General features: G+C 71.0%; 20 protein-coding genes. 9 read left to right on the forward strand and 11 right to left on the reverse strand.

The window, feature by feature from the left end; translation table 11 throughout:
* Window positions 1-79: 79 nt before the first annotated feature.
* The 8 genes from RM479_RS16420 to RM479_RS16455 form a co-directional block, all read right to left on the reverse strand.
* Window positions 80-574 carry a S24/S26 family peptidase gene (locus RM479_RS16420; RefSeq protein ID WP_274808077.1) on the reverse strand — a complete coding sequence of 165 codons (495 nt, stop codon included), beginning with the start codon at window positions 572-574 and terminating at the stop codon, window positions 80-82.
* The gene (locus RM479_RS16425) at window positions 571-2493 is read right to left on the reverse strand and encodes an ABC transporter ATP-binding protein (protein WP_311512591.1); all 1923 of its coding nucleotides are present in this window, start codon (window positions 2491-2493) and stop codon (window positions 571-573) included. The genes RM479_RS16420 and RM479_RS16425 overlap by 4 nt, the downstream gene beginning before the upstream one ends.
* On the reverse strand, window positions 2493-3050 hold the full coding sequence (locus RM479_RS16430; RefSeq protein ID WP_311512592.1) for a TlpA family protein disulfide reductase: 558 nt from the start codon (window positions 3048-3050) through the stop codon (window positions 2493-2495). The genes RM479_RS16425 and RM479_RS16430 overlap by 1 nt, the downstream gene beginning before the upstream one ends.
* 15 nt (window positions 3051-3065) lie before the next feature.
* A complete protein-coding gene (locus tag RM479_RS16435) occupies window positions 3066-3629 on the reverse strand; it encodes a MauE/DoxX family redox-associated membrane protein (RefSeq protein ID WP_311512593.1) in 564 nt (187 codons plus the stop codon).
* 116 nt (window positions 3630-3745) lie between these two features.
* The gene (locus tag RM479_RS16440; protein ID WP_274808081.1) at window positions 3746-3961 is read right to left on the reverse strand and encodes a hypothetical protein; all 216 of its coding nucleotides are present in this window, start codon (window positions 3959-3961) and stop codon (window positions 3746-3748) included.
* A gap of 546 nt (window positions 3962-4507) precedes the next feature.
* Complete coding sequence (locus tag RM479_RS16445) at window positions 4508-5083, reverse strand: hypothetical protein (RefSeq protein WP_311512594.1); 576 nt, start codon at window positions 5081-5083, stop codon at window positions 4508-4510.
* Window positions 5008-5649, reverse strand: coding sequence for a hypothetical protein (locus RM479_RS16450; RefSeq protein WP_311512595.1), 642 nt, complete (start codon window positions 5647-5649; stop codon window positions 5008-5010). The genes RM479_RS16445 and RM479_RS16450 overlap by 76 nt, the downstream gene beginning before the upstream one ends.
* A 423-nt stretch (window positions 5650-6072) precedes the next feature.
* Window positions 6073-6912: a helix-turn-helix transcriptional regulator gene (locus tag RM479_RS16455; RefSeq protein WP_311512596.1), complete on the reverse strand. Its 840-nt coding sequence runs from the start codon at window positions 6910-6912 to the stop codon at window positions 6073-6075.
* Between the two features lie 299 nt (window positions 6913-7211).
* Between RM479_RS16455 and RM479_RS16460 the strand changes: the two genes are divergently transcribed.
* From RM479_RS16460 to RM479_RS16480, 5 genes are all read left to right on the forward strand, one after another.
* A complete protein-coding gene (locus RM479_RS16460) occupies window positions 7212-8156 on the forward strand; it encodes an SDR family oxidoreductase (RefSeq protein ID WP_311512597.1) in 945 nt (314 codons plus the stop codon).
* A gap of 40 nt (window positions 8157-8196) precedes the next feature.
* Window positions 8197-9558 carry an MFS transporter gene (locus RM479_RS16465; RefSeq protein ID WP_311512598.1) on the forward strand — a complete coding sequence of 454 codons (1362 nt, stop codon included), beginning with the start codon at window positions 8197-8199 and terminating at the stop codon, window positions 9556-9558.
* A gap of 57 nt (window positions 9559-9615) precedes the next feature.
* Window positions 9616-10797, forward strand: coding sequence for an oxygenase MpaB family protein (locus tag RM479_RS16470; RefSeq protein WP_311512599.1), 1182 nt, complete (start codon window positions 9616-9618; stop codon window positions 10795-10797).
* Window positions 10798-11154: 357 nt separating this feature from the next.
* Window positions 11155-13206, forward strand: coding sequence for an AAA family ATPase (locus RM479_RS16475; RefSeq protein WP_311512600.1), 2052 nt, complete (start codon window positions 11155-11157; stop codon window positions 13204-13206).
* Entirely contained in the window at window positions 13107-14693 is a 1587-nt protein-coding gene (locus RM479_RS16480; protein ID WP_311512601.1) for a WD40 repeat domain-containing protein, read from the forward strand. The genes RM479_RS16475 and RM479_RS16480 overlap by 100 nt, the downstream gene beginning before the upstream one ends.
* On the opposite strand, the gene RM479_RS16485 is transcribed toward RM479_RS16480, so the two are convergent.
* The 3 genes from RM479_RS16485 to RM479_RS16495 form a co-directional block, all read right to left on the reverse strand.
* Entirely contained in the window at window positions 14677-14976 is a 300-nt protein-coding gene (locus tag RM479_RS16485; protein ID WP_311512602.1) for an NIPSNAP family protein, read from the reverse strand. The two genes, RM479_RS16480 and RM479_RS16485, sit on opposite strands and share 17 nt — an antisense overlap.
* A gap of 134 nt (window positions 14977-15110) precedes the next feature.
* The gene (locus tag RM479_RS16490; RefSeq protein WP_397222390.1) at window positions 15111-15338 is read right to left on the reverse strand and encodes a DUF397 domain-containing protein; all 228 of its coding nucleotides are present in this window, start codon (window positions 15336-15338) and stop codon (window positions 15111-15113) included.
* Window positions 15339-15355: 17 nt separating this feature from the next.
* Window positions 15356-16210: a helix-turn-helix domain-containing protein gene (locus RM479_RS16495; RefSeq protein WP_311512604.1), complete on the reverse strand. Its 855-nt coding sequence runs from the start codon at window positions 16208-16210 to the stop codon at window positions 15356-15358.
* A gap of 264 nt (window positions 16211-16474) precedes the next feature.
* On the opposite strand from RM479_RS16495, the gene RM479_RS16500 reads away from it, so the two are divergent.
* From RM479_RS16500 to RM479_RS16515, 4 genes are all read left to right on the forward strand, one after another.
* Window positions 16475-17050 (forward strand): ATP-binding protein, encoded by a 576-nt coding sequence (locus tag RM479_RS16500; RefSeq protein WP_311512605.1) that lies wholly within the window; start codon window positions 16475-16477, stop codon window positions 17048-17050.
* Between the two features lie 114 nt (window positions 17051-17164).
* Window positions 17165-17515, forward strand: coding sequence for a hypothetical protein (locus tag RM479_RS16505; protein ID WP_311512606.1), 351 nt, complete (start codon window positions 17165-17167; stop codon window positions 17513-17515).
* Between the two features lie 243 nt (window positions 17516-17758).
* Window positions 17759-19834 (forward strand): N-6 DNA methylase, encoded by a 2076-nt coding sequence (locus RM479_RS16510; RefSeq protein ID WP_311512607.1) that lies wholly within the window; start codon window positions 17759-17761, stop codon window positions 19832-19834.
* A 62-nt stretch (window positions 19835-19896) separates the two neighbouring features.
* The gene (locus RM479_RS16515; protein ID WP_311512608.1) at window positions 19897-21906 is read left to right on the forward strand and encodes a type I restriction-modification system subunit M; all 2010 of its coding nucleotides are present in this window, start codon (window positions 19897-19899) and stop codon (window positions 21904-21906) included.
* The last annotated feature ends 29 nt before the right edge of the window (window positions 21907-21935 follow it).

Below are 21935 nucleotides of genomic sequence, written 5' to 3' on the forward strand. Positions count from 1 at the left end.
CGGGAGCGTGGAAGGTACCACCGCCGCCCGGGCCACCGTTGACGCACCTTCCCGGGTCCGGTCCGTCGGATCCCCCCCGTCACACCCGGGGGGATCCACCCGTCACCTCCGGTTCACCGGGAGCGGGTGCCATCCGTCGGACCACCACCCCCAGGATCTGTTCCTCGGGGCAGGGCCCGTGGGCTCGGGAGTCCGAACTCAGCACGTTGTCGCCCAGCAGTGCCACATGCCCTCGCGGGCACGTTCCCCGGAGGCCGACCTCCACCGGGTACCGGTCGCCTCCTACGGCGACCACCCGCTTGATGTACCACCCCCGGCCGGTGACCCTCCCGTCCAACGGGGCCGACTCGCGCCAACCGGTCACCGGGTCGGGCTCGCCCACGACCACCACGCCGTCCGTCGCCATGCCGGACAGGCCGCGGCGGACCAGCACCCGGTCTCCGGGCCGGTAGGTCGGTGTCATGCTCGTTCCCCGCACGGTGATCACCACATAGCGGCGGTGCAGCCACCATGCCACCGCCCCGAGGGCGGTGAGTATCAGCACCACCAGACCCAGCACCGCACCCAGGATCACGCCATCACCTCGTCCGGTTCCGCGGGCGGGGCACCGGATGCGTCGCCGCCGGTGTACCCCTCGGCCTGGAGGGAGAACAACCGGGCGTACTCCCCGCCCCTGCCCATCAGTTCCCCGTGGTCGCCCCGCTCGGTGATCACACCGTCCTGTAGGACCACGATCCGGTCCGCGCCGCGTACCGCCCCCAACCGGTGGGAGATCATCACCGTCGCGGCCCCGTCGCGCAGGGTCCGCAGCTGGTCCTGCACCCTCCGCTCGGCCTCCGGGTCCAGTCCCGAGGTCGGCTCGTCCACGATCAGCAGGTCCCGGCCCCGCCGCATCAGCGACCGTGCGATCGCGAGCTTCTGCCACTGGCCGCCGGACAGGGTCGTGCCCGATGCCGTGTCCCCGTCCCCGTCCTCCGACTGGTAGAAGACACGGGAGAGCACCGTGTCGTACCCGTGCGGCATCTCCTCGATGAACCCGTCCGCCCCGGCCGTCCGTGCGGCCTCGCGGACCCGGTCACCGTCGTCCCTGTCCTCCAGGGCCCCGAGCGCGATGTTCTCCCGCACGGGCAGTTCATACGACATGAAGTCCTGGAAGACCGCGCTCATCCGGTTCCGCAGCGCCTCCAGGTCCACCTCGCGTATGTCCGTCCCGTCCCACAGCACCCGGCCCCGGGTCGGGTCGTACATGCGGCACAGGAGCTTGACCAGGGTGCTCTTGCCGGCGCCGTTGAGCCCCACCAGCGCCAGCGACCCCTGCGCGGGGATGGTCAGCGACACCCCCTTGAGCACCCACGGCCCGTCGTCGGTGTACCGGAACCACACGTCCTCCACCTCGATTCCCTCACGCAGCCGCGCGAGGGGACGCGGATCGGCCGGAACCGGAAGGTCCGAGGGTGTGGAGACCACGTCCTGGTAGTGGCCCATCAACAGCAGGGCCTGGTAGGCGCCGGTCAGGCTCCCGACGATGCCGCCCAGGGACGACTGGACCCCCGCGACCGCCGCGATGAACGCCGCCACGTCACCGATCGTGAACTCCCCGCGCAACGCGCCCGCCACCATCCACACCAGGCCGCCCGCGGACACCAGCGCGCCCAGCAGGGCCAGGGGCCCGTGGGTGAGGACCATCTTGCGGTCCAGGCGCTCCTCGGCGTCGTTGATCCGGAGCAGCTCACCGCGCATCCGCCCCAGCAGGAACCCCCCGGCGCCGAACAGGCGGGTCTCCTTGATCGCCGCCGGGTCCAGCATCAGCTGCTGGTAGAACATCTGCCGGCGCATGCGCGGACTCATCTGCCACAGCATCCCGGCCCGCTCGCGGTTGAGCATCATCTGCACGAACAGCATCGGCAGGGCGGACGCGACCGTGATCGCGGTGATCACGGGGCTGATGGTCAGGAGGATGCCGAGGAAGCCCGTGATCGTCAGGGCCCAGCGCACGGTTCCGAACAGCGACCCGAGGATCTCCTCCGGAGCGGTGGTCGCCGACGTCTGCGCCATCCGCAACCGGTCCAGGAAAGCCGGGTCCTCGAACCGGCGCAGCCCCGCGATCCGGTTGACCGCGCCGTACAGGCGCTGCTGCACGAGCAGTGCCACCGCACGCTTCAGACGTGAGCTCAGGTAGGTCAGCACGTACTCGGACAACGCGGAGACCAGGGTGAACACCCCGAGGAACACCACGAGCAGCAGGGGCGCCTCCACCAGCGGCCCCGGGACGCCCCCGGCGCCGTCACCGGCCTGGAGGATGTCCAGGAGCCACTTGGTGACGAGGGTGACCCCGGCGGGCAGGACGCCGGCCACCACCGTCAGGGCGGAGTACAGGGCCAGCGACCAGGGGGCCGCCCGCCAGGCGATCTCCAGCGAGTGGAGGGCCCGCACACACGTGGTGCGCGGACCCATCCCGTCCCTGGGGGCGGATTCGTCCGGGCCCGAGGACATCAGGCCTCCAGGAAGGCGGCTGCGACGCTCCTGACCTCCACGCCGGAGCGCACCACCACACCGTCGGCGTCGGCGAGGATGATGGCGGGGATGCCGCCGGGTGAGAACGCCAGGCCCACCTCGTCGCCGAGGCTCTGCATGACGATGGTGGCGTGCCCCTCCAGGACGGAGGTGTAGGCGTCCGCGTCGGCCTCGGGGTCCTCGTGCCCCACGAACGCGATGACCTGCTCGGGGGACAGCCCCGCGTCCCCGGCGAAGTCCACCAGGGGCTGGAGCTGCTTCTTGCAGCTGCCGCAGCTGGTGTCGAAGAACGCGTACACCGCCCGGTCGCCGAGCCGCTCCTTGGCGGAGACCTCGACCCCCTCCCTGGTCGTGGCGGTGAACTCCGGGACGGCCCGGCCGGCCGGGACCTCCTCCAGGTCCGGGAACACGGGGAACGCCCCTGCCTGCCCCGGGTTCTCCGAATGGCGCAGGCGGCGCACCAGCGCCAGGGTCAGCACCAGGTTGAACAGCGTGAGAGCGGTCAGTACCACGACCGCCGCGATGAGGACTCCCATCACGTTCTCCAGGTTCTATGCGTGGGGGAGGGGCGCGGACGGCGTGCCGCCCGCTCCGGGACTGAAGAGGTCGACGAGGTCGTCGAAGTAGAACGCCACCGCCGCGACGGCGACGGCGGCCGCCAGCGCCACGGCCGCCCCGCCCGGCGTCGGGAGCTCGGGCCCGAGCGCGAGGGAGCACCCCAGGCCGGCGGCGGCGAGCACGGTCAGCACGGCGTTGCGCCACACGTGCGGCCACCCCAGCGCGGACTCGGCCTTGCCGAAGCACGAGCACGTGACGGCCTTCTCCGCGCGCACGGAGTACAGGGCGAGCAGGGCGAACGCCGCGAACAGGAGGGTGGCCGCGACCAGGGCGGGCACCCTCGCCCACGCCCCGGCGAGCAGGGCGGCACCCACGAGCAGCTCGACCGCGACGTGCGTGTGGGAGGCGGCACGGGCGGGGAAACGCGGAACACGAAGGCGTTCGGCCAGGTCCGACCAGGTCCGGAGGTTGGCCTCACCGCGGATCTTGGACAGCCCGGAGGTGAGGAAGATCCCGGCGACCGCGGTCTGTAGGAAGAACGTGGTGAGTACGAGCAAGGGGGTCCGCTTCACAGGTCACAGGTCACAGGTCACAGGTCACAGGTCACGGGGGATCGGGGGAGGAGGGGCCGGCGCGGCCCCGTCCGGTGGCGGGGCCACGCCGGCCGGGGGGATCAGCAGTCGCAGGCGATGGTCACCCACGAGCCGCAACGGGCCTCGCCGCCCTGCAGGCAGCACTCACGGCGCTGCCTGTACACGCGGCGGGAGCAGCTGCTGCTGACGCAGCGGTACTGGTAGCCGCACGGCGCGGCGGCGGCCTGGGCCTCGACCCGGGGGGTGAAGCGTTCGAGGATCCGGTCGGCGAAACGAAGGAGGGGGGAGGCCTTCATGGAACAACCTTTCTCTCATCACGCCCTACTGTGGGGCGACATCAGCACCTTAAATGTTGAACGACCTATTACGCCAGGCTTATTGGATATGTTGCCGGGAGTTAACAGGGGCAATCGGAACAGCGGAAACTATGGGAACAACCGAAACAGCAGAAACAACAGGAACAGAGGTGGTGGGATCCTCGCATTCCATGATCCCATCAATCGAAGTGCGGTGATGTGCCTGCCACGGTGCGGAAACGCCGGTTCTCGGTGTCGGCCCGCCCTGTCGAGGAGGGCTCTCCCCGTCTCCCCGGGCGGCCGGTCCCGCTCGTCCGAAAATGAGAGCAACTCGATGAATCCGCATATATGAAAAACGCGCATGGTGGTGTCGCGTTTTTCTATTCGGTGGCGGTGTATGAGAAATTCGGGGATTCTCTGTCGACAGGGAACCGTTCGGGTCGTGGTACCGAAATGGTGGAGGGGGTGCCGGGGCCGGTCGGTCCTGTTCGGGACGCCGCCGGAATCAAGGAGACGGCAGGGGGCGCCACCTCCGCACCCGCGCCGTCAACGTTCGAGGCCCACCCGGTCGAGCTCGGCCATGAACCGCCGCTTGCGCCGGTGCTCGGTCCGCAGCCCGTCGACGAACGCCCGCGCCTCCTCCGGCCGCCCCGGGCGCTCGTACAGCCGGTGTACCTTCCTGGCGAGCTCTGCCGCCTCCGGGTACAGGGCCGTGTCGGTGAACCTCACCTTCTCGGCCACCCGCGGCAGGTACACCCCCAGGGCGTCCTGCGGATGCGAGGTCTCCCGCAGCGCGGCGACCCGCAGCCACCGGCGGTCGTCGCAGCCGTGCTCGACGGCGGCCTCCCACGCCTCCCGCGCGCTCCCCTCGTCCAGCAGAACCTCGACCAGGGTGCTGGGGTAGCCGGGGTGGCGCCGACGCGCGGCGGATTCCCGCAGTACCGCCAGTGCCCGCTCCCGCACCCCCGGCCACTCCTGCTCCGGGGTGTCCTCGCGCAGGGTCCGGTAGGTCGCCACCTCCGGGGAGCGTTCGAACACCGTCCACCTCAGCCGCCGGACCTCCGCCTCCCGGCCGTCCTCACGGTAGGCGCGGACCGCGTAGTCCACGATCCGCTCGTCCACTCGACCGATGCCCTTCTCCAGGCCTTCGCACGCTCAGCGCAGGGCCTCGTCCCGGCGGCCCGCCGCGTGCAGGGCGTCCACGATCCCCGCGTAGTACACCCGGTGCCCTCCGAGGCGTACGCCTCGACCAGGAGGTCGGTGTCGCCGGTGACCCGTGCGAACTCGGTCATCAGGTAGTGCGAGGACCAGTCCTCCTTCGGTCGTTCGGACCGGATCCGGGACAGCTCCTCCCGGTAACGGTCCATCCCCTGCTCGCCCAGGGCGTCGGCGACGTGCTCCACCGCCTCCGCGTACCCCCGGGCCTGCCCGTACTCCACGAATCCGTTGACGCGCAGCGCCCGGTCGATCAGGGCGCGCAGGGCGGCCAGGTCCACCTCACCGCCCGCACCGGCGACCGCGCGCATCTCCAGGCGGTCGCGCACCCCGGGGGAGGATGTGGCGATCTCCAGCACCAGGTCGACGAGTTCGCCGTGGCCGAGCGACTCCAGGTAGGCGCGGGTGCCCGCCACGGCCGGGGTCTCCACACCGTGTTCGACGTTGAACAGGTGGACCGGTCCCAGCGCCACCGCGTGCTTGCAGAAGTTCCCCTCCTCCGCCCACGGGCAGTCGCAGCGCAGGACATGCCGGCGGCCGGCGGGGTGAGTTCCACCCGGTAGGGGAGGGAGCCGTTGACGGTGCCGCGCACCGTGTCCCCGTCCACGGTCAGGCCGGTGACCTCGGAGACGTGGTCGACACCGCGTTCGTAGGACCGTCGTCCGGCGAGTTCGAGGAGGTCCTCCCTGGAGAAAGTGCGCATGCCGACATTCGACACCCCGCGCACGTACGTCCGGGGCCGTTCCGGAACGATCACCGGGCCAGGGGCCATCCGCCCCCGACGACAGGTCCGGCGTCCTCGCGGCCGACCCCGTGCCGGGAGCCCCGGGGCCACCCGCCCCACCGCGCCGACGCTCCGCGGAGCGGTGGCGCGGTGGGGCGGGTGGCCCCCGGAGTCAGTGGAGCGCCTGAGCGCCGATGACCGACAGCATCTGGAGTTTCTCGTGGCTTTCGGTGCCGGGGACGGCGGTGTAGACCAGCAGCAGGTGGGCCTGGTCCGGGTCGAGGAGCCGCTGGCAGTTCAGCTCCAGCGCGCCGACCTCGGGGTGGACGAAGCGTTTGACGTCGTGGGGGCGTATCCCGATCTCGTGGTCGCTCCACACCCGCCGGAACTCCTCGCTACGGGCCAGCAGCAGTTCGGCCAGGTGGGCTGCGCGGGACCGCGGGCCGCGGAGGGTGACGAGTCCGCGCAGCCCCGAAACGTACATCCGGGTCAGGAAGGGGTGTTCCTCCGGGGCGTGGATCCGCCGGGCGGCGGGGTCGGTGAACCACCGGTACCCCACGCTGCGCGCGGGTCCCGTGTACCGCGTCGTGTCCCCGGTCAGCGCGACGCCCATCGGGGACTGTCGCAGGGTCTCGCCGAGCTCGGTGACGATCTCGGCGGGTGTGTCGTCCAGGCGGTCGAGCACGCGCAGGAGCCCGGGGCCGACGTGTTCGTTGGAGGAGCCCCTGGGGGGCGGGTTGTGGCCGGCCAGGCGGAACAGGTGGTCGCGCTCGTCGAGCGACAGATGCAGCCCCTGGGCGATCGAGGCGAGCATCCGCTGCGAGGGCTGGGGGCCGCGTTCCCGTTCCAGGCGGGAGTAGTAGTCGACCGACATGTGGCACAGCGACGCCACCTCCTCACGCCTCAGCCCGTCGGTCCTGCGGCGCCGCCCGCGCGGCAGGCCGACGTCCTCGGGTTGCAGTGCCCGACGCCGGTTGCGGAGGAACTCCGCCAACCCGGGGCGATCGATCACGCGCTCCTCCTTCTGGGGTGCCGTCTTGTTTCCCACCGTCCTGTCTACCGCTCGCGGACGCCGGTAGCCACGGCCCGCCGATCCCCCCGTACGGGGCGCGGGGGCGGCCCGCCGAGCCTGTGATCGGGAGGCCCTGGATAGGTCCGCGCCCTCCACCCAGGATCGGTGCCGAGGCCCGAGCGGGACCGGGGAGACGAGCGGACGTGCCCTCGCCGACCGCCCGCGCGGACCGGGAGTCACGGGTCCCCCGGCGGCAGCCCGTCGGCGAACCCGCCACCACGACATCAAGGAGCAGGACCATGCCACGTCGACCCATCGACATCACCATGCCGGACCTGACCGGACAACGCGCCGTCGTCACCGGTGCGAGCGACGGGATGGGCCTGGGAACGGCCGCGCGGCTCGCCGCCGCGGGCGCCGAGGTGATCATGCCGGTCCGCAACCCGGGCAAGGGCGAGGCCGCGATCGCCCGGATCCGGAGCGCGACACCCCACGCCGAGGTCTCGCTGCGGGGCCTCGACCTGTCCTCGCTCGACTCGGTCGCGGCCCTCGGAGACACCCTGCGTGGGGAGGGACGGCCGATCGACATCCTCATCAACAACGCCGGCGTGATGCGGCCCCCGGGCCGACAGACCACGGTCGACGGGTTCGAGCTGCAGTTCGGCACCAACCACCTCGGCCACTTCGCCCTGGTGGGCCACCTCCTCCCGCTGCTGCGCGCGGGCCGGGCCCGGGTGACCTCGCAGATCAGCGTCGCCGCGCGCCGTGGCGCCATCAACTGGGACGACCTGAACTGGGAACGCTCCTACCACGGGATGCGCGCGTACGGCCAGTCCAAGATCGCGTTCGGGCTGTTCGGCCTCGAACTGGACCGCCGCAGCGCGGCCCACGGGTGGGGCATCACCAGTAACCTCTCCCACCCCGGGGTGGCCCCGACCGGCCTCCTCGCCGCCCGCCCCGAACTCGGCCGCAGCGAGGACACCCCGCACATCCGTCTGATCCGGGCCCTGTCGGCCCGCGGGATCCTGCTGGGCACCCTGGAGACGGCGAAGCTGCCCGCGCTCATGGCCGCGACCGCCCCCGACGCCGCGCGCGGCGCGCTCTACGGCCCCGGCGGCCCCGGCGGGCTGGGCGGCCCGCCGGCGAAGCAGCGGTTGTACCCGCCGCTGCGCAGCACGGAGGAGGCCGCGCGCGTCTGGCGGGCCTCGGAGGAACTGACCAAGGTCTCCTTCCCCGCCGCCTGAGCACCGCCCCCAGGACCACCCCACGACCCACGGAGACCGCATGAGCACCCCCGCCCCCCGCACGTCCAGACCCAGGAGCCCCTGGTGGGTGATCGTCGGCAGCGGTACCGCCGGTGCCGTCGGCCCCCAGATGTACCTGGCCACCATCGGCCTGTTCGTGCTCCCGATCGCCGAGGAGACCGGCTTCAGTCGCACGACCGTCACCGGGGCGTTCTCGGTCGCGGCGGTCGGGATGGCGATCGGCCTGGTCGTCGTCGCGCAGCTCGTGGACCGTTTCGCCGCGCGTTACATCCTCGTTCCGGGATTCGTGCTGTTCGCGGTGTCGATGGCGCTGATCGGGCTGGTACCGCCGGTCGAGTGGGTCTACTTCGTCCCCTGCTTCTTCGTGGGCCTCTTCGGGGCCGGGACGGCGGTCCCCGCCGCCAGGGCGGTGGTGAGCTGGTTCGACAACAACCGCGCCCTCGCCGTCGGAACGGTCACGGGCATCATCGGACTGGGGTCGGCCCTGGCCCCGCTGCTGGCCGGAGCGCTCATCGACGCCGTCGGATGGCGGCAGACGTACGGCATCATGGCACTGGTCTCGATCCTGGTGTCGGTCACGATGGTCACCCTGTTCGTGCGCGCCCGCGCGGAACGGCACGTCCGCGGACGACTCCTCCGGGAGACCCGTGTGGAAGGCCGCGACGTCAGCCTCGAACTCCCCGGCCTGACGGTCGGCGAGGCGGTCCGCACCCGGTGGTTCTGGGGCATCGCGTTCGGGCTGGGCCTGGCCGGGGCCGTCGTCTACGGCCTCCAGGTCCACCTCGTGCCGATGATGACCGACCGCGGGCTGACCGCCGAACAGGCGGCCACGCTGCTGGTCGTCTTCGGACTCGCCTCGCTCGTGGGCCGGGTGGCCGGCGGTCTCCTCCTCGACCGCGTGCACGCGGCCGTCGTCGGACCGATCGTGATGATCGCCCCCATCGCGGGCATGTTCTTCCTGGAACCGCCCTTCACCGGCGCCGCCGTCGCGGTCGCCTTCATCGGTGTCGCCTTCGGCATCGAGGGCGACCTGCTGGCCCTGCTCATCACCCGCTACCTGGGCACGCGGCACTTCGGCCGGATCCTGGGCCTGCTCCAGGCCGCCTTCCTGCTGGGCAGCGCACTGGGGCCGCTGCTCCTCGGGCTGGGGTACGACCTGTCGGGCTCCTACGACCCCGTCATCCCCGTCCTCATGGGTGTCCTCGTCGCCGGTGCCGTCCTCATCGCGACCCTGGGCCGCTACGCCCACCCCGCCGTCCACGGCTTCGACCGCCTCGCCGCACGCGATGAGCTCGCCGCCGCCGAGGTGCTGAGCGGTATCGCCGGGAGCGGCGAACCCCACGGCTTCCCGGACAGGCCGCGGGCCCGGACCCATGGCTGACCACCCCGACCCTTCCGCCCGGGCCTGCCGGGCCACCTACCGACTTACGGAGAGACCATGACCGAACAGAACCGGTGGCCGACCCGACGGGCGGGGCGGTCGACCGTCCTGGCCCAGTTCGGTCAGGCCCGAGCCGACCTGATGCGGTGGGCGCTGACCACCGGCGACCTACTCGCCGACGCGGTCGTCGACGAGATGCACCGGGTCGGGATGCGGCAGGCCAGGCCTGTGGTCGACCAGGGCATCCGGGAGGGCCTGGACTCCCTCGCCGATCCGCCCCCGGCACTGGAGGCGCTGCTGCGCCAGACCGAGGGCCTGCCCGACTACGCGGACGACGCCCTGCTCGACCGGGGCCCCCTGCCGTTCTACACATCCCCGCCGCCGGTGCACATCATCGCGCTCAACGCGGGCTCCCTGATCCGGGTCTATGAGTCGCCGTCGATCTCCGCGGTGCTGACCACGACCGGGCGGCTGGTCGACTCCGCGCAGCGGCGCATCCAGGAGACCGGGTCGTGGCTCACCCGGGTCATGCTGCCCGGCGGCCTGCGCGTCGGGCAGCCCGGCTACGTGGCGACCCTCCAGGTGCGGATGCTGCACGCGCACATGCGCAGGCTCGCCCTGAACCGCGGCTACGACGCCTCCGCGGACGGTCATCCGATCAACCAGGTCGACCTGGGGCGGACGTGGGTGGACTTCACCCTGACCGCCTACACGGCCGAGGGCCTCCTCGGGTTCGGGCTGAGCAGCCGCGAACAGGCCGACCTGTACCGCTACTGGTGGTACGTCGCCCACCTGCTGGGGATCGACGAGCGCCTGGTCCGGGGGATCACGGGCAACGAGGCCGCCGCCCGCCTCGACGCCGTGTTCCAGGCCGTGACCGGACCCGTCACGGAGGACTCCGCCGTGCTGGCGGACGCGACCCTGGAGTCGGCGACCTCCGCACTGCACGGGCTGCTCCACGTCCCGCGCGAGCTGGCCCGCCCGGCGCTGAACGCGCTCGCCCGCCGGATCCACGGCGACGCCGTCTGCCAGGACCTGCGGATCCCCCCGGCCCCGATCGCCGACGCCTGGCTGGGTCCGGTGCTCTCCGGTCTCGCGCTGGCGCGCGAGCGCCGCCGCCGCGACCCGCGGCAGTGGCAGGCCGCGATCGACCGCAACCTCGCGACCGCCCTCGACCTGGCGGCCCGGCCCGCCCGGCCCGCGGCCTACCAGCGCGGCGCCACCGGCTCCGCCGACTGAGGCGACCGGCCTCGGGCCCGCACACCGGGCTGCGGGCCCCTCCCGATCGGCCGCCCCCGAAGCACGGCGCCGCGCGGAGGGGGCCCGGGCCGAGCTGCTCCGCAGGCAGCCCCTCTGGTGACCTGTCCTGCGGCCGAAGCGGAACACGGTCGCCTGCCCTGCACGAAGACCCGGGCCGAGCCCCCCGAAAGAGCACAGCGCCTACGCCGCAGGGGATTCCGGATGGCCGGAAGGGGCCATCGGCTTTGCTCCCACCGTCCGTCACCCTAGGCTCACCGGGGGCGCACCCGCCCCTCGGCCCCGGGAACACGCGACCCCCACGGAGACGATGTGCGGCGACGCCAACGACTCGCCCTAATGCTGCAACTGCTCCTCGTGCTGGCCGCGGGTCTGCTGGGCGTGGTCACCAATTTCGCCACCGACGGCCGGGAGACCCCGCTGCCGATGCGGCTGCTGGAGCAGGCCGCCGTGCCGGGCCTCGTCCTGATCCTCGTGGTCCTGCTCGTCGGGCACTTCATGGCCTACCGCCTGGAGAACCCGCCCCCTCCCGAGTTCTCCTGGGAACCCGGGCGCTCGCCCTATCCCGGCCTCGCCTCCTTCCACGAGGACGAGGCCGCGGTCTTCTTCGGGCGCTCCGCCCAGATCGCGGAGGCGATGCGCAGGCTCAACGGCGTGGGGGCCGGGCCTCAGGAGCGCCTGCTGGCCGTCATCGGCGCCTCCGGCAGCGGCAAGTCCTCGCTGGTGCAGGCCGGGATCCTGCCCCGCCTGCGGGCGCAGCGCTGGAACGTCCTGCCGGTCCTGGTTCCCGGAGCCGACCCCGTCGGAGCCCTGGCCCGAGCACTCGCCAAGGACCAGGCCCAAGCCGACGCCTACGCACGCCGCATCCGTCGCGACGGCGGTGAACTCCTCGCCCTGCTGCGCGGAATCCGCCGCGAGAGCGGAGGGTCCCGGCGCACCATCCTGGTCGTCGACCAGCTGGAGGAGCTGGTCACCCTCAGCGGCGATCGGGACCGCACACTCTTCCTGGGCGCTCTGCGCGACGCCCTGCACGGTGACCGCCACCTGCGGGTGGTGGCGACCCTGCGCGTGGAGTTCCTCGGCGACCTCCTCAATGGGGAGGCCGCCGAGCTGTTCACCAACCCCTTGGCCCTCGGTGCGCTGGGGCACCAGGACCTCGTCGAGATCATCGAGCGCCCTGCCGAAGCATCCGGGTTCCGCTTCGAGGACGGCCTGGTCCAGCACATCGCCACCGACACCGGCAGCGGGGACGCCCTCCCCCTGCTCGCCCACCTCCTCCAGGAACTCCACATCCGCGCCGGGGCCCGCGGGGTCGCCACCGAGGAGGACTACCGGGCGCTCGGCGGTGTGGAAGGTGCGCTGGCCCGCCATGCCGACCAGGTCACCGCCGAACTGCGGGCCGAAGCGGACCTCGACCGCATCCTCCGGGTCCTGCTGCGCTTCGTCACCGTGACCAGCGGGGACGCCACCCGACGCCGAGTGCGTTCGGCCGAACTCGACGCACGCGACCGTCACATCGTCGACGCCTTCGTCGACGCCCGCCTCCTGACCAGCGACGTCCACGACGGCGGCCCCGTCGCACAGGTCACCCACGAAGCGCTCTTCCGGCAGTGGGCGCCACTGCGCCAGCAGGTGGAGGCGCACACCGAACGCCTGCGCCAGCGCGCCGAGCTGGAGCGGTGGTCCGGCGACTGGGAGGGAGCGGGACGCCATCCCGACTACCTGCTGACCGGGGCCCGCCTCACCACCGCAGAACGCTGGCTGGAGACCCTGCGCGAGAACGGGCAGGGCACCCCGGAGCTCACCGCCTTCGTCGACGCCTCCCGGCGCCGCGACCACCGGTTCCTGCACCGCGTCTCGCTCGCGATCGCCGAATACGTCCTCGCCGGGGTCGGGGAGCACCCCGAAACGGCCGTCCTGCTCACCCTGGCCGCCCTTGAGGAGTGCGAACCCGTACCCGTCGTCCGCGGCGCCCTGCTGGCCGCGCTCGCCCACAGCCACTGCTCCGCCGTCCTCACCGGCCACACCGACACCGTGCGCAACCTGGCCTGGTCGCCCGACGGAACCCTGGTCGCCACCGCCTCCCGCGACGGCATCGCGCGCCTGTGGGACACCGACGGCGGGCTGGTCCGGGAGCTGCGCGGCCACCTGGGCATGGTGGAGATGGCGGCCTGGTCACCGGGCTCGCGGCGCCTGGCCACCGCCTCGCGGGACCACACGGTGCGGGTCTGGGACGCCGGGTCCGGTGAGACCCTCCTGCGGTTCACCGACGCCACCGACGTGGTGCGGGGGTGGCCTGGAGCCCCGACGGGCGCTACATCGCCGCGGCCTCGCGTGACCGCGTCGTACGGGTCTGGGAGGCCGACACCGGTCGCCTCGGCAGCCGGTTGACCGGCCATACCGACAACGTCCTGGGCATCCGCTGGTCCCCGGACGGTACCCGGCTGGCCACCGCCTCGCACGACCGGAGCGTCATCGTCTGGGACGTCGGCGACGCGCGGGAGGCGGTCAGGCTCGTCGGCCACCGCGACTTCGTCGAAGGCGTGTCCTGGCACCCCGACGGCACCCGGATCGCCACGGCCTCGGGCGATCACACCGTCCGTGTCTGGGACGCCGTGACGGGGGAGCAGACCCTCCTGCTGCGCGGTCACCGCGACCGCGTGTGGAACGTGGAGTGGTCGCCCGATGGCCGACTGCTCGCCACCGCCTCGGCCGACCGCACCGCCCGGGTCTTCACGGCCGACGACGCCGAGGAGAAGGCCGTCCTGCACGGCCACAGCGACGCGGTCTGGGGTGTGGCCTGGTCCCCGGACGGTACTCGGCTGGCCACGGCCTCGGAGGACGCGACGGCGCGCCTGTGGGAACTGGAACCGTCGACCGTGGAGCACGCCGTCCACGGCGCGGAGGGTGCCGCCGTCAACTCCGTGGCCGCCCGCTCCGGTGCCGTCGCCGCCGCCTGCGAGGACAGGGCCGTGCGTGTGTTCCGCGAGGGCTCCCGGGGTGCCCCGCTCTTGCGCGGTCACACCGGCGCGGTGCGCGACACCGACCTGTCGCCTGATGGCACGGCCCTCGTCTCCGGCGGCACCGACCGCCGCGCTCTGCTGTGGAATCTGGATGCGGGCGGCGAGCCGAGGGAGCTCGATCACGAGGGCGCCATCGTGGAGTCGGTGGCCTGGTCGCCCGGCGGCGACCGTGTGGCCACCGGCGCCCAGGACCGGAGCATCCGCATCTGGGACGCCCGTGACGGCTCTCTGCTGGCCACACTCCGCGGCCACCAGGACTGGGTCGTGGGACTCGACTGGTCGCCCGACGGGCGCAGGATCGCCTCCTGCTCCGACGACCGCACCGCCCGTGTCTGGGACCTGAGCACCGGTCGCGAACACGTCGTGCTGACCGGACACGACAACTGGGTCGATGCCGTCGCCTGGTCCCCGGACGGGGCGCACCTGGCTACCTCCTCGGCCGACTGGACGGTGCGGGTGTGGAACCTCGCCTCGGGCCGTACCGAACGGGTGCTCACGGGACACGGCGGCCGGGTGCCCGCGGTGTCCTGGTCTCCCGACGGCGCGCGGTTGGCCACCGCCTCCCACGACCGCACCGTGCGGGTGTGGGACGTACGGGGTGAGAGCGAACCCCTGACGGTGGGCGTCCACCGGGACCGCGTCCTGAGCGTCGCCTGGAGCGGAGGCTCCCGACTGGTCGCCTCGGGTTCGGCCGACGGCACCGTGCGGGTGTGGGACGCCGACATGCCGCTGGAAGAGCTGACGCGCGTGGCGCGGCGGCGCACCTTCCGGGCGCTGACCCCGGAGGAGCGCCGCACGCACCTGCTCGCGGTCGGCGAGGAGGAGGGCCGGGGCGGGGTCAGTAGACCCGGGTGACCTCGCGGACCTCGGTGGAGACCAGGTAGTCCTTCGGGTCCAGGGCCATGGCTTCACGTTTGGGGGAGTCCCAGTAGGCGCGGTTGCGCTCGGCGAATCTCTCGGGGCCGTCGTAGGAGATCTCCCAGACGAAGTGGTCGCGCTCCCGGTCGATCCAGGCGCCGCCGAGGGAGAACCCGAACTCCAGGCGCAGTGGGACGATCTCCTCCCGCCACCGCCGGACCCACTCGTCGAGCAGGCCCTCGCGGACGGTGTAGGTGCGGAGCTGCGTGGTGACGGCCATGGCGGTGCCTTTCCGAGGGTGGTGCGTCGTGGTCGGGGCGAGTACAGCATGCCTTCCCCGTGGCGAACATGCTGAGAAAGCACCAACGCCCCGGCCGGGGAAGGCGGGGCGCTGAGTCGGGGAGACTTCGAGTGTTACGGCTGCGAGGTGCGGGCTGAGCTGAGGAAGGCGTCCCACTCCGCGGCGGAGAAGGGAAGGTGTCCGGCCGCGAGGTGCTTGGAATCCCGGACGGCAGAACCACAGGGTAGGTCGGCAACCTCCACACAGTTCTGGTCTTGGCCGCTGTAGCCGCTCTTCCGGAAGTGTGCGACCTCGACGCAATTGCCGTTGACGCCGCTGTAACTGCTCTTGCGCCACACCATCTGGTCGGTCACTGTAGTCACTCTTCTAGGTCGTGGAGATGGCGATCGATGAGCGCCAGGGACTGTACTGCGGTCATGGAGCAGCTCTGCGCGCTGCCGAACATGTCGTTGAACAGCCGGACCTGACGGTCTTCTTCCAGATACATGCTAGTGACGGGTGTTTCTAGATAGGCGATGCTGGCGTCCCTGGGGTCGGGGAAGTCCATGACCACGAAGCTCCCCTCGGTGGCCGGGTGGGCCCCGGCGGAGAACGGCAGCACGTAGAGGTCGATGTTGTGCCGAGCGGCCATGTGCACTAGATGCCGCAGCTGCTCGGCCATCACCTCGGGTGAGCCGACCTGGCGGTGCAGGACGGCCTCGTCCAGGATCGCCATGTAGGTGGGCGGGTCGACCCGGTGCAGGATCTCCTGGCGTTTAATGCGGGCGGCGACTCGCTGGGCGATCTCTTCGTCATCGCGGACCTGGTTGGCGCGGAAGATCGCATCGGCGTAAGTGGGCGTCTGCAACAGGCCAGGGATCACCTGGGCTTCATAGGAGCGCAGGGCGCATGCCTCGGCCTCGAAGTCGGCGAGCATCTGCGGCATGAGGTCCTTGTACCGGGCCCACCAGCCTTTCTCCCCGGCGAGTTTGGCCAACTCGTGCAGGGAGGCTCGGGTGGCGTGGTCGTCCACACCGTACAGATCCAAGAGCTTGTCCAGGGTGGCGGACGGGACGGTCCTGGATTCGGCCTGTTCGATCTTGCTCAGGTTCGACTTGCCCATGCCGATGCCCTTGGCGGCGTCGACGAGGGTCAGGCCGGATTCGCCGCGCAGACGCCGGAGCTCAGAGGAGAGGCGTCGGCGGCGGATGCTGGGGCTGTAGGGAGTGGGCATGGGGGTGAGCCTAGCGAAAAAGTCACAGTGGAATCCACTGGAAGTAGTTGACGATGATGGATTCCACAAGGATGATGAATGTGTGGCCGGTGATCAGGTCCTCACCGAGGGTTGATGGGGATCGTTGCTGGTCAGGCTATGCCGTGGCCGTCCCCCGCGTCTCTGAAACGCGCGAGTTCACCCTGATCCACCCCGCGCGCATCGACGCACCGGCCGAGTCCGTTGGAGATTCCTCGTCCATCCACGCCAAGGAGTGTCTTCGCCATGCTCGCAATCGCCCTCACGCACCCGCCGATGCCGTCGCTGCCGGAAGTGACCCTGCCCCTGGGGGAACTGGTGCCGCGGCGGTGCCGCCACTACTTCAACCCCCACGCCCGCCGCCCGCACTACAAGGTGCGCTCCTACGAGTTCGGATCCTCGCCGCAGCTGATGCCGCTGGTGCGGGCGTTCTTGGACGCCTGTGCCGCCGAGCGGGACGCCGACTACCGGTACCTGTTCACCCTGCTGGGGTCGGAACTGGCGGCCAACGCGCTCACCCACTCCCTCTCCGGGCAGCCGTTCGGCACCTTCACGCTGCGCTGCGAACGGCGCCGCACCGGCCTGCACTTGGCCTGCACTGACCAGGGTGACTTCTCCGGGCGCACCACCCCGGACGGGGAACACGAGCACCTGGTCCCGGACTCGGCAGGGCTGGAAGCAGGAGCGGAGTCGGGCCGGGGACTGGCCCTGGTGGACGCCCTGGCCACCTCCTGGGGTGACAACGGGATCGCGGACCACCGCCGGGTGTGGTTCTTCCTGGCCTACGACCTGACCGGCAACCCCTGGACCGCCACGGCCTGAACGGTCGCCTTCGCATCCCGAAACGCGAAACGGGCCCAGGAGAGCGCGGCAACGCTCTTCCCAGGCCCTCACAATCCCGGCATCCACACTGCGAGATGTAAGAAAGCAGGATCGATGAGGCATCCTATCCCGCGCCCCCGGCCCTCCAGTGACCCGCTGTTCCGCCCGCTGCCGCCGCTGCCGCGACGGAGTCCGCAGGTCGGCCCGTTCTGCCCGTCCTGCGCGCACCCCTCCTGCCGGACCCTGCGCGCCCAGCACCTGCCCCTGATCGGAGGCCACCGCTCCGAGTACCGGCGGGAACACGCCTTCGCCGCTGCCTTCCAAGCGAGGCATCTGCACCTGGTCGTCTGGTTCGGTGAGGCCACCGGCTCCTACTGGGTCGCCTCCTCCACCGGCCTCGCCGAGGTCCCCGACCTCCGGCCTCCGGCCCGTATAGGGGAACCCGTGGCAGCGCACCGCCGATGAGGCCTGGGTCGGAGTCCGGGGCCGGGCGCAAGGAGACTGTCTCCTTCCGCCCGGCCCCGGTTTTTGTTCATCGGTTGCTCCTCACGTGCTGGTCATGGGAAGAAGCACGGGCGCGGCCGACACCAGGGATGTCGCAACACGGGCTGCCATGGCTGGCGTCGTCGACATAGAAGTTCAGTGAAAACATTGTCAATCTGCATCTCGGTGTGCTGTACTGTTCTCGGTTGACGAGAGGAGGCGCCGATGGTGGACGCAGCGCACATCACCGCGGCCGACATCGCCCGGATCGCCCAGGTGAGCCGGACCACGGTCAGCAACTGGCGAAGACGCCACGGTGACTTCCCCGACCCCGTCGGAGGTGTGGGAAACCGGGCCCTGTTCGACAGGGCGCAGGTCGAGGCGTGGCTCGCCGACGGGGGGCGCCTCCCCGAGCGCGCACCCCATGAACACGTCTGGGACCAGGTGCGGACGGTCGCCGGAGAGGGTGGTGACCTGGGGGACGCCGTCGCCCGCGTGCAGGGTCTGCTGCTCGCCCTTGCCGAGGGCGGTACCCATGGCGTCGACCTGGCGCGGGAGCGGCTGTCCGGGCTGCCGGGGGGAGACACTCTCGCCCTCGCGGCGCAGCAGGAGGCCGCGAACCCGGCGCGGGCCCGGCGGCTCTCCGACCGGCTGCACCAGGCTTACCTGGCCGCCCTGGGCGGCAAAGCGCACATCACCCCGGAGCCGCTGGCCCGACTGATGGCCGACCTGGCCGGGGTCCGGGGCGCTGAGGCGTTCGACCCCGCGTGCGGGACCGGAGCCCTGCTGCGGGCGGCCGCCGACGGGGGGGCGGTGGGCCTCTACGGGCAGGAGATCGCGGACGCCACCGCTCACCTGGCCCGGGCGCGGGTGGGGATGGTCGTGTCCGGAGCGCCTGGCGAGATCGCCTGGGGCGACTCCCTGATCAGCGATGCTTTCCCCGGCCGCCGCTTCGACGCGGTGCTGTGCAACCCGCCCTTCAACCAGAAGGAATGGGGGGCCGACCGGCTCGCCTACGACGAGCGGTGGGCCTACGGTGTGCCGCCCCGTGCGGAGTCCGAACTCGCCTGGATCCAGCACTGCCTGTCCCACAGCCGCCCCGGAGGCCGGGTGGTCGTGCTGATGCCCCCGGCCGCCGCCTCCCGCCCCTCAGGGCGGCGCATCCGCCGGGAGCTGGTGCGTCGGGGAGCCCTGCGGGCCGTCATCGGCCTGCCGGCCGGAGCCGCCGCCCCCGTCCACGTCGGACTGCACCTGTGGGTACTGGAACCGCCGGGCGAGGACACCGCCCCCGTGACCCAGGTGCTCTTCGTCAGTGCCGCGGCCGGGTCCGGGGCATCCGGGGAGGGGGAGCGCCGTCCCGTCGAGTGGGAGCGGCTGCACCGGGACATCGGGGAGGCCTGGAACGACTTCCTCGAACAACCGGAGAAGACGGCGGACGTTCCCGGCCTGTGCCGGTCCGTGCCCGCGGTGGACCTGCTGGACGACAGCGTCGATGTCACTCCCGAACGCCACCTGCCCCTGGCCGTTCCGGAGGCCAGTGCCGACGACGCGCGCAAGCGCGCGGCCAAGCTGCGCCGGAGCCTCCTGCGGGATCTGGACGGCACACGGTCGGCCGTACCGGGGCAGGGATGGGCCGCCAGAGAGGGTGAGGAGTGGCGGATGGCGACCGTCGCCGATCTGGCCCGGTCGGGCGCGCTGGTCCTGCACCGGGCCCCGTCGGCCGCCTCGGGCCTGGTGCCCTCGGGCGAAGAGCACGGGCAAGGGGGCGGTCCCCGGGTGCTCACCGTGGCCGATCTCCTGCGGGACAGGAAGGCCAGCGGACGTCTGGACGAACTTGTCGATCCGGTAGACGCGGACAGGCGGGTGGAGGTCCTGGCCGGAGACGTGATCATCCCCTCCGCTCTGGCGAGGAGTGACCTGTCGCGATCCCGGGTCGCCACGGAGGCCGACGCCGGTGTACTCCTGGGACTGAACCTGCACCTGCTCAGGCCTGATCCCGCGCACATCGACCCGTGGTTCCTGGCCGGGTTCCTGGACGACGAGGACAACCTGCGCCAGGCCGGGCAGGGGTCGTTGATCACCCGGGTGGATCTGCGGCGGCTGCGCGTCCCGCTGCTGTCCCTGCACGACCAGCGGAGGTACGGGGCGGCGTTCCGTGAGCTCCACGAGTTCCGGACCGAGCTCGACCGGGCCCGGAAAGCCGCCCGGGAACTCGGCGACCGGTTGGTGAGCGGGCTGCGCTCGGGACTGCTGGTGCCGCCGCGTCCCGTCCTTCCCGAAGACGGCCCGGATGTCCCATGAACCGGCCAGACTTGACGGACGGCTCCGCCACGATTCCCTTGACGACCCTCGGAAGGACATCGGTGAACAACAGCACGCACCAGGAACTGGTCGGCTTCATCTGGTCGGTCGCGGACCTGCTACGCGGCGACTACAAGCAGTCTGAGTACGGCAAGGCGATCCTGCCGTTCGTCGTGCTGCGCCGCCTGGACTGCGTCCTGGAACCGACGAAGAAGGACGTCCTGGCCGCACATGAAAAGTGGAAGGGCAACCGCGCCCACCACGAGTTCGTGCTGCGGGCCTCGGGGCACAGCTTCTACAACACCAGTCCGCTGACCTTGAAGCGCATCGCGGGGGACGCCTCACAGGCGGCCAACAACCTCACACACTTCGTCAACGGGTTCTCCGCCAACGCCTACGAGGTCTTGGAGAAGTACGAGTTCCCCCGGCAGATCCAGCGCCTGCACGAGGCCGAACTGTTGTACCAGGTGGTGGGAAAGTTCGCGGACCTGGACCTGCGCCCTGAACGAGTGTCGAACATCCAGATGGGCTACGTGTTCGAGGAGCTCATACGAAAGTTCTCCGAGGCCTCCAACGAGACGGCCGGTGAGCACTTCACACCGCGCGAGGTCATCAAGCTCATGGCCGACCTGCTGCTGGTTCCGGACGAAGCGAGCCTCAGGGTGCCCGGTGTGATCCGGGAGATCCTGGACCCGGCCTGCGGGACGGGCGGCATGCTGACCGAGGCGTACGACCACATCACCAAGCTCAACCCGGACGCCACGGTGGTGGTGTTCGGGCAGGAGCTGAACGCCGAGTCTTGGGCGATCTGCCGGTCCGACCTGATGATCAAGGGGCAGACCCCGGACAACATCAAGTTCGGGAACTCCTTCAGTGACGACAAGCACCGGTACCGCAGGTTCGACTACATGCTGGCCAACCCGCCGTTCGGTGTGGAGTGGAAGAAGGTCAAGAAGGAGGTCGAGGCCGAGCACGGCCTCGGTGAAGCCGGACGATTCAAGGCTGGGCTGCCCCGGATCAACGACGGGTCGCTGCTGTTCCTCCAGCACATGATCTCGAAGATGAAGCCGGTCGAGCTCAACGCGGACGGGGAGAAGACCGGGGGAAGCCGGATCGCGATCGTCTTCAACGGGTCACCGCTGTTCAGCGGCGGAGCCGGATCGGGTGAGTCCGAGATCCGCAGGTGGATCCTGGAGAACGACTGGCTGGAGGCCGTGGTGGCGCTGCCGGACCAGCTCTTCTACAACACCGGGATCTCCACCTACTTCTGGATTCTGACCAACCGGAAGGACCGGGCCCACGAGGGCAAGGTGATGCTGGTTGACGCCCGTGAGCACTGGGTGAAGATGCGCAAGTCGCTGGGGGACAAGCGCAAGGAGATCAGCGACGCGCAGATCACCGAGCTGACACGGTTGTACACCGACGCGCTGAGCGTTGCGGGAGATCCGGAACATCCGTTGCACGGCAAGGTGAAGGTGTTCCGGAATGAGCACTTCGGATATCAGCGCATCACGGTGGAGCGGCCGCTGAAACTGCGCTTCGAGGTCAAGGAGGACGCGCTGGCCGAGTTGGCCGAGATGCTGGATAAGGGCAGGGCCACCGCCGATTACGGTCAGAAGGCGGAGTTGGTGGACGTCCTCCGGACGCTGGTGGGGGCCGAGCCCTGCTTCGCCAAGGCGGAGTTCAAGGACCGGATGCACAAGGCCTTCGCCGAGGGCGGGGTGTCCAAGCCGCCCGCCGCGGTGGAGAAGGCGGTGTGGTCGGTGGTGTCAGCGCGCGACCCCGAGGGCGAAGTCCAGATGAAGAAGGGCGAGCCCGAGCCGGACCCCGAGCTTCGGGACTACGAGAACATCCCGCTGGACGAGGACATCGACGAGTACATGCGGCGCGAGGTCCTGCCGCACGTGCCTGATGCCTGGGTGGAGAAGGACAAGATGAAGGTCGGTTACGAGATTCCCTTCACCCGGCACTTCTACGTGTACACGCCGCCCCGTCCCCTTGAGGAGATCGACGCCGAACTCAAGGATTTCGAAAACGAGATCCAGAGGATTCTTGGTGAGGTTTCTCGATGAGTTTTATACGAGTTAAATACGTTGCTGAT

This window comes from Nocardiopsis lambiniae (genome assembly GCF_031845465.1).
In the GTDB taxonomy this organism is placed as follows: Bacteria; Actinomycetota; Actinomycetes; order Streptosporangiales; family Streptosporangiaceae; genus Nocardiopsis; species Nocardiopsis lambiniae.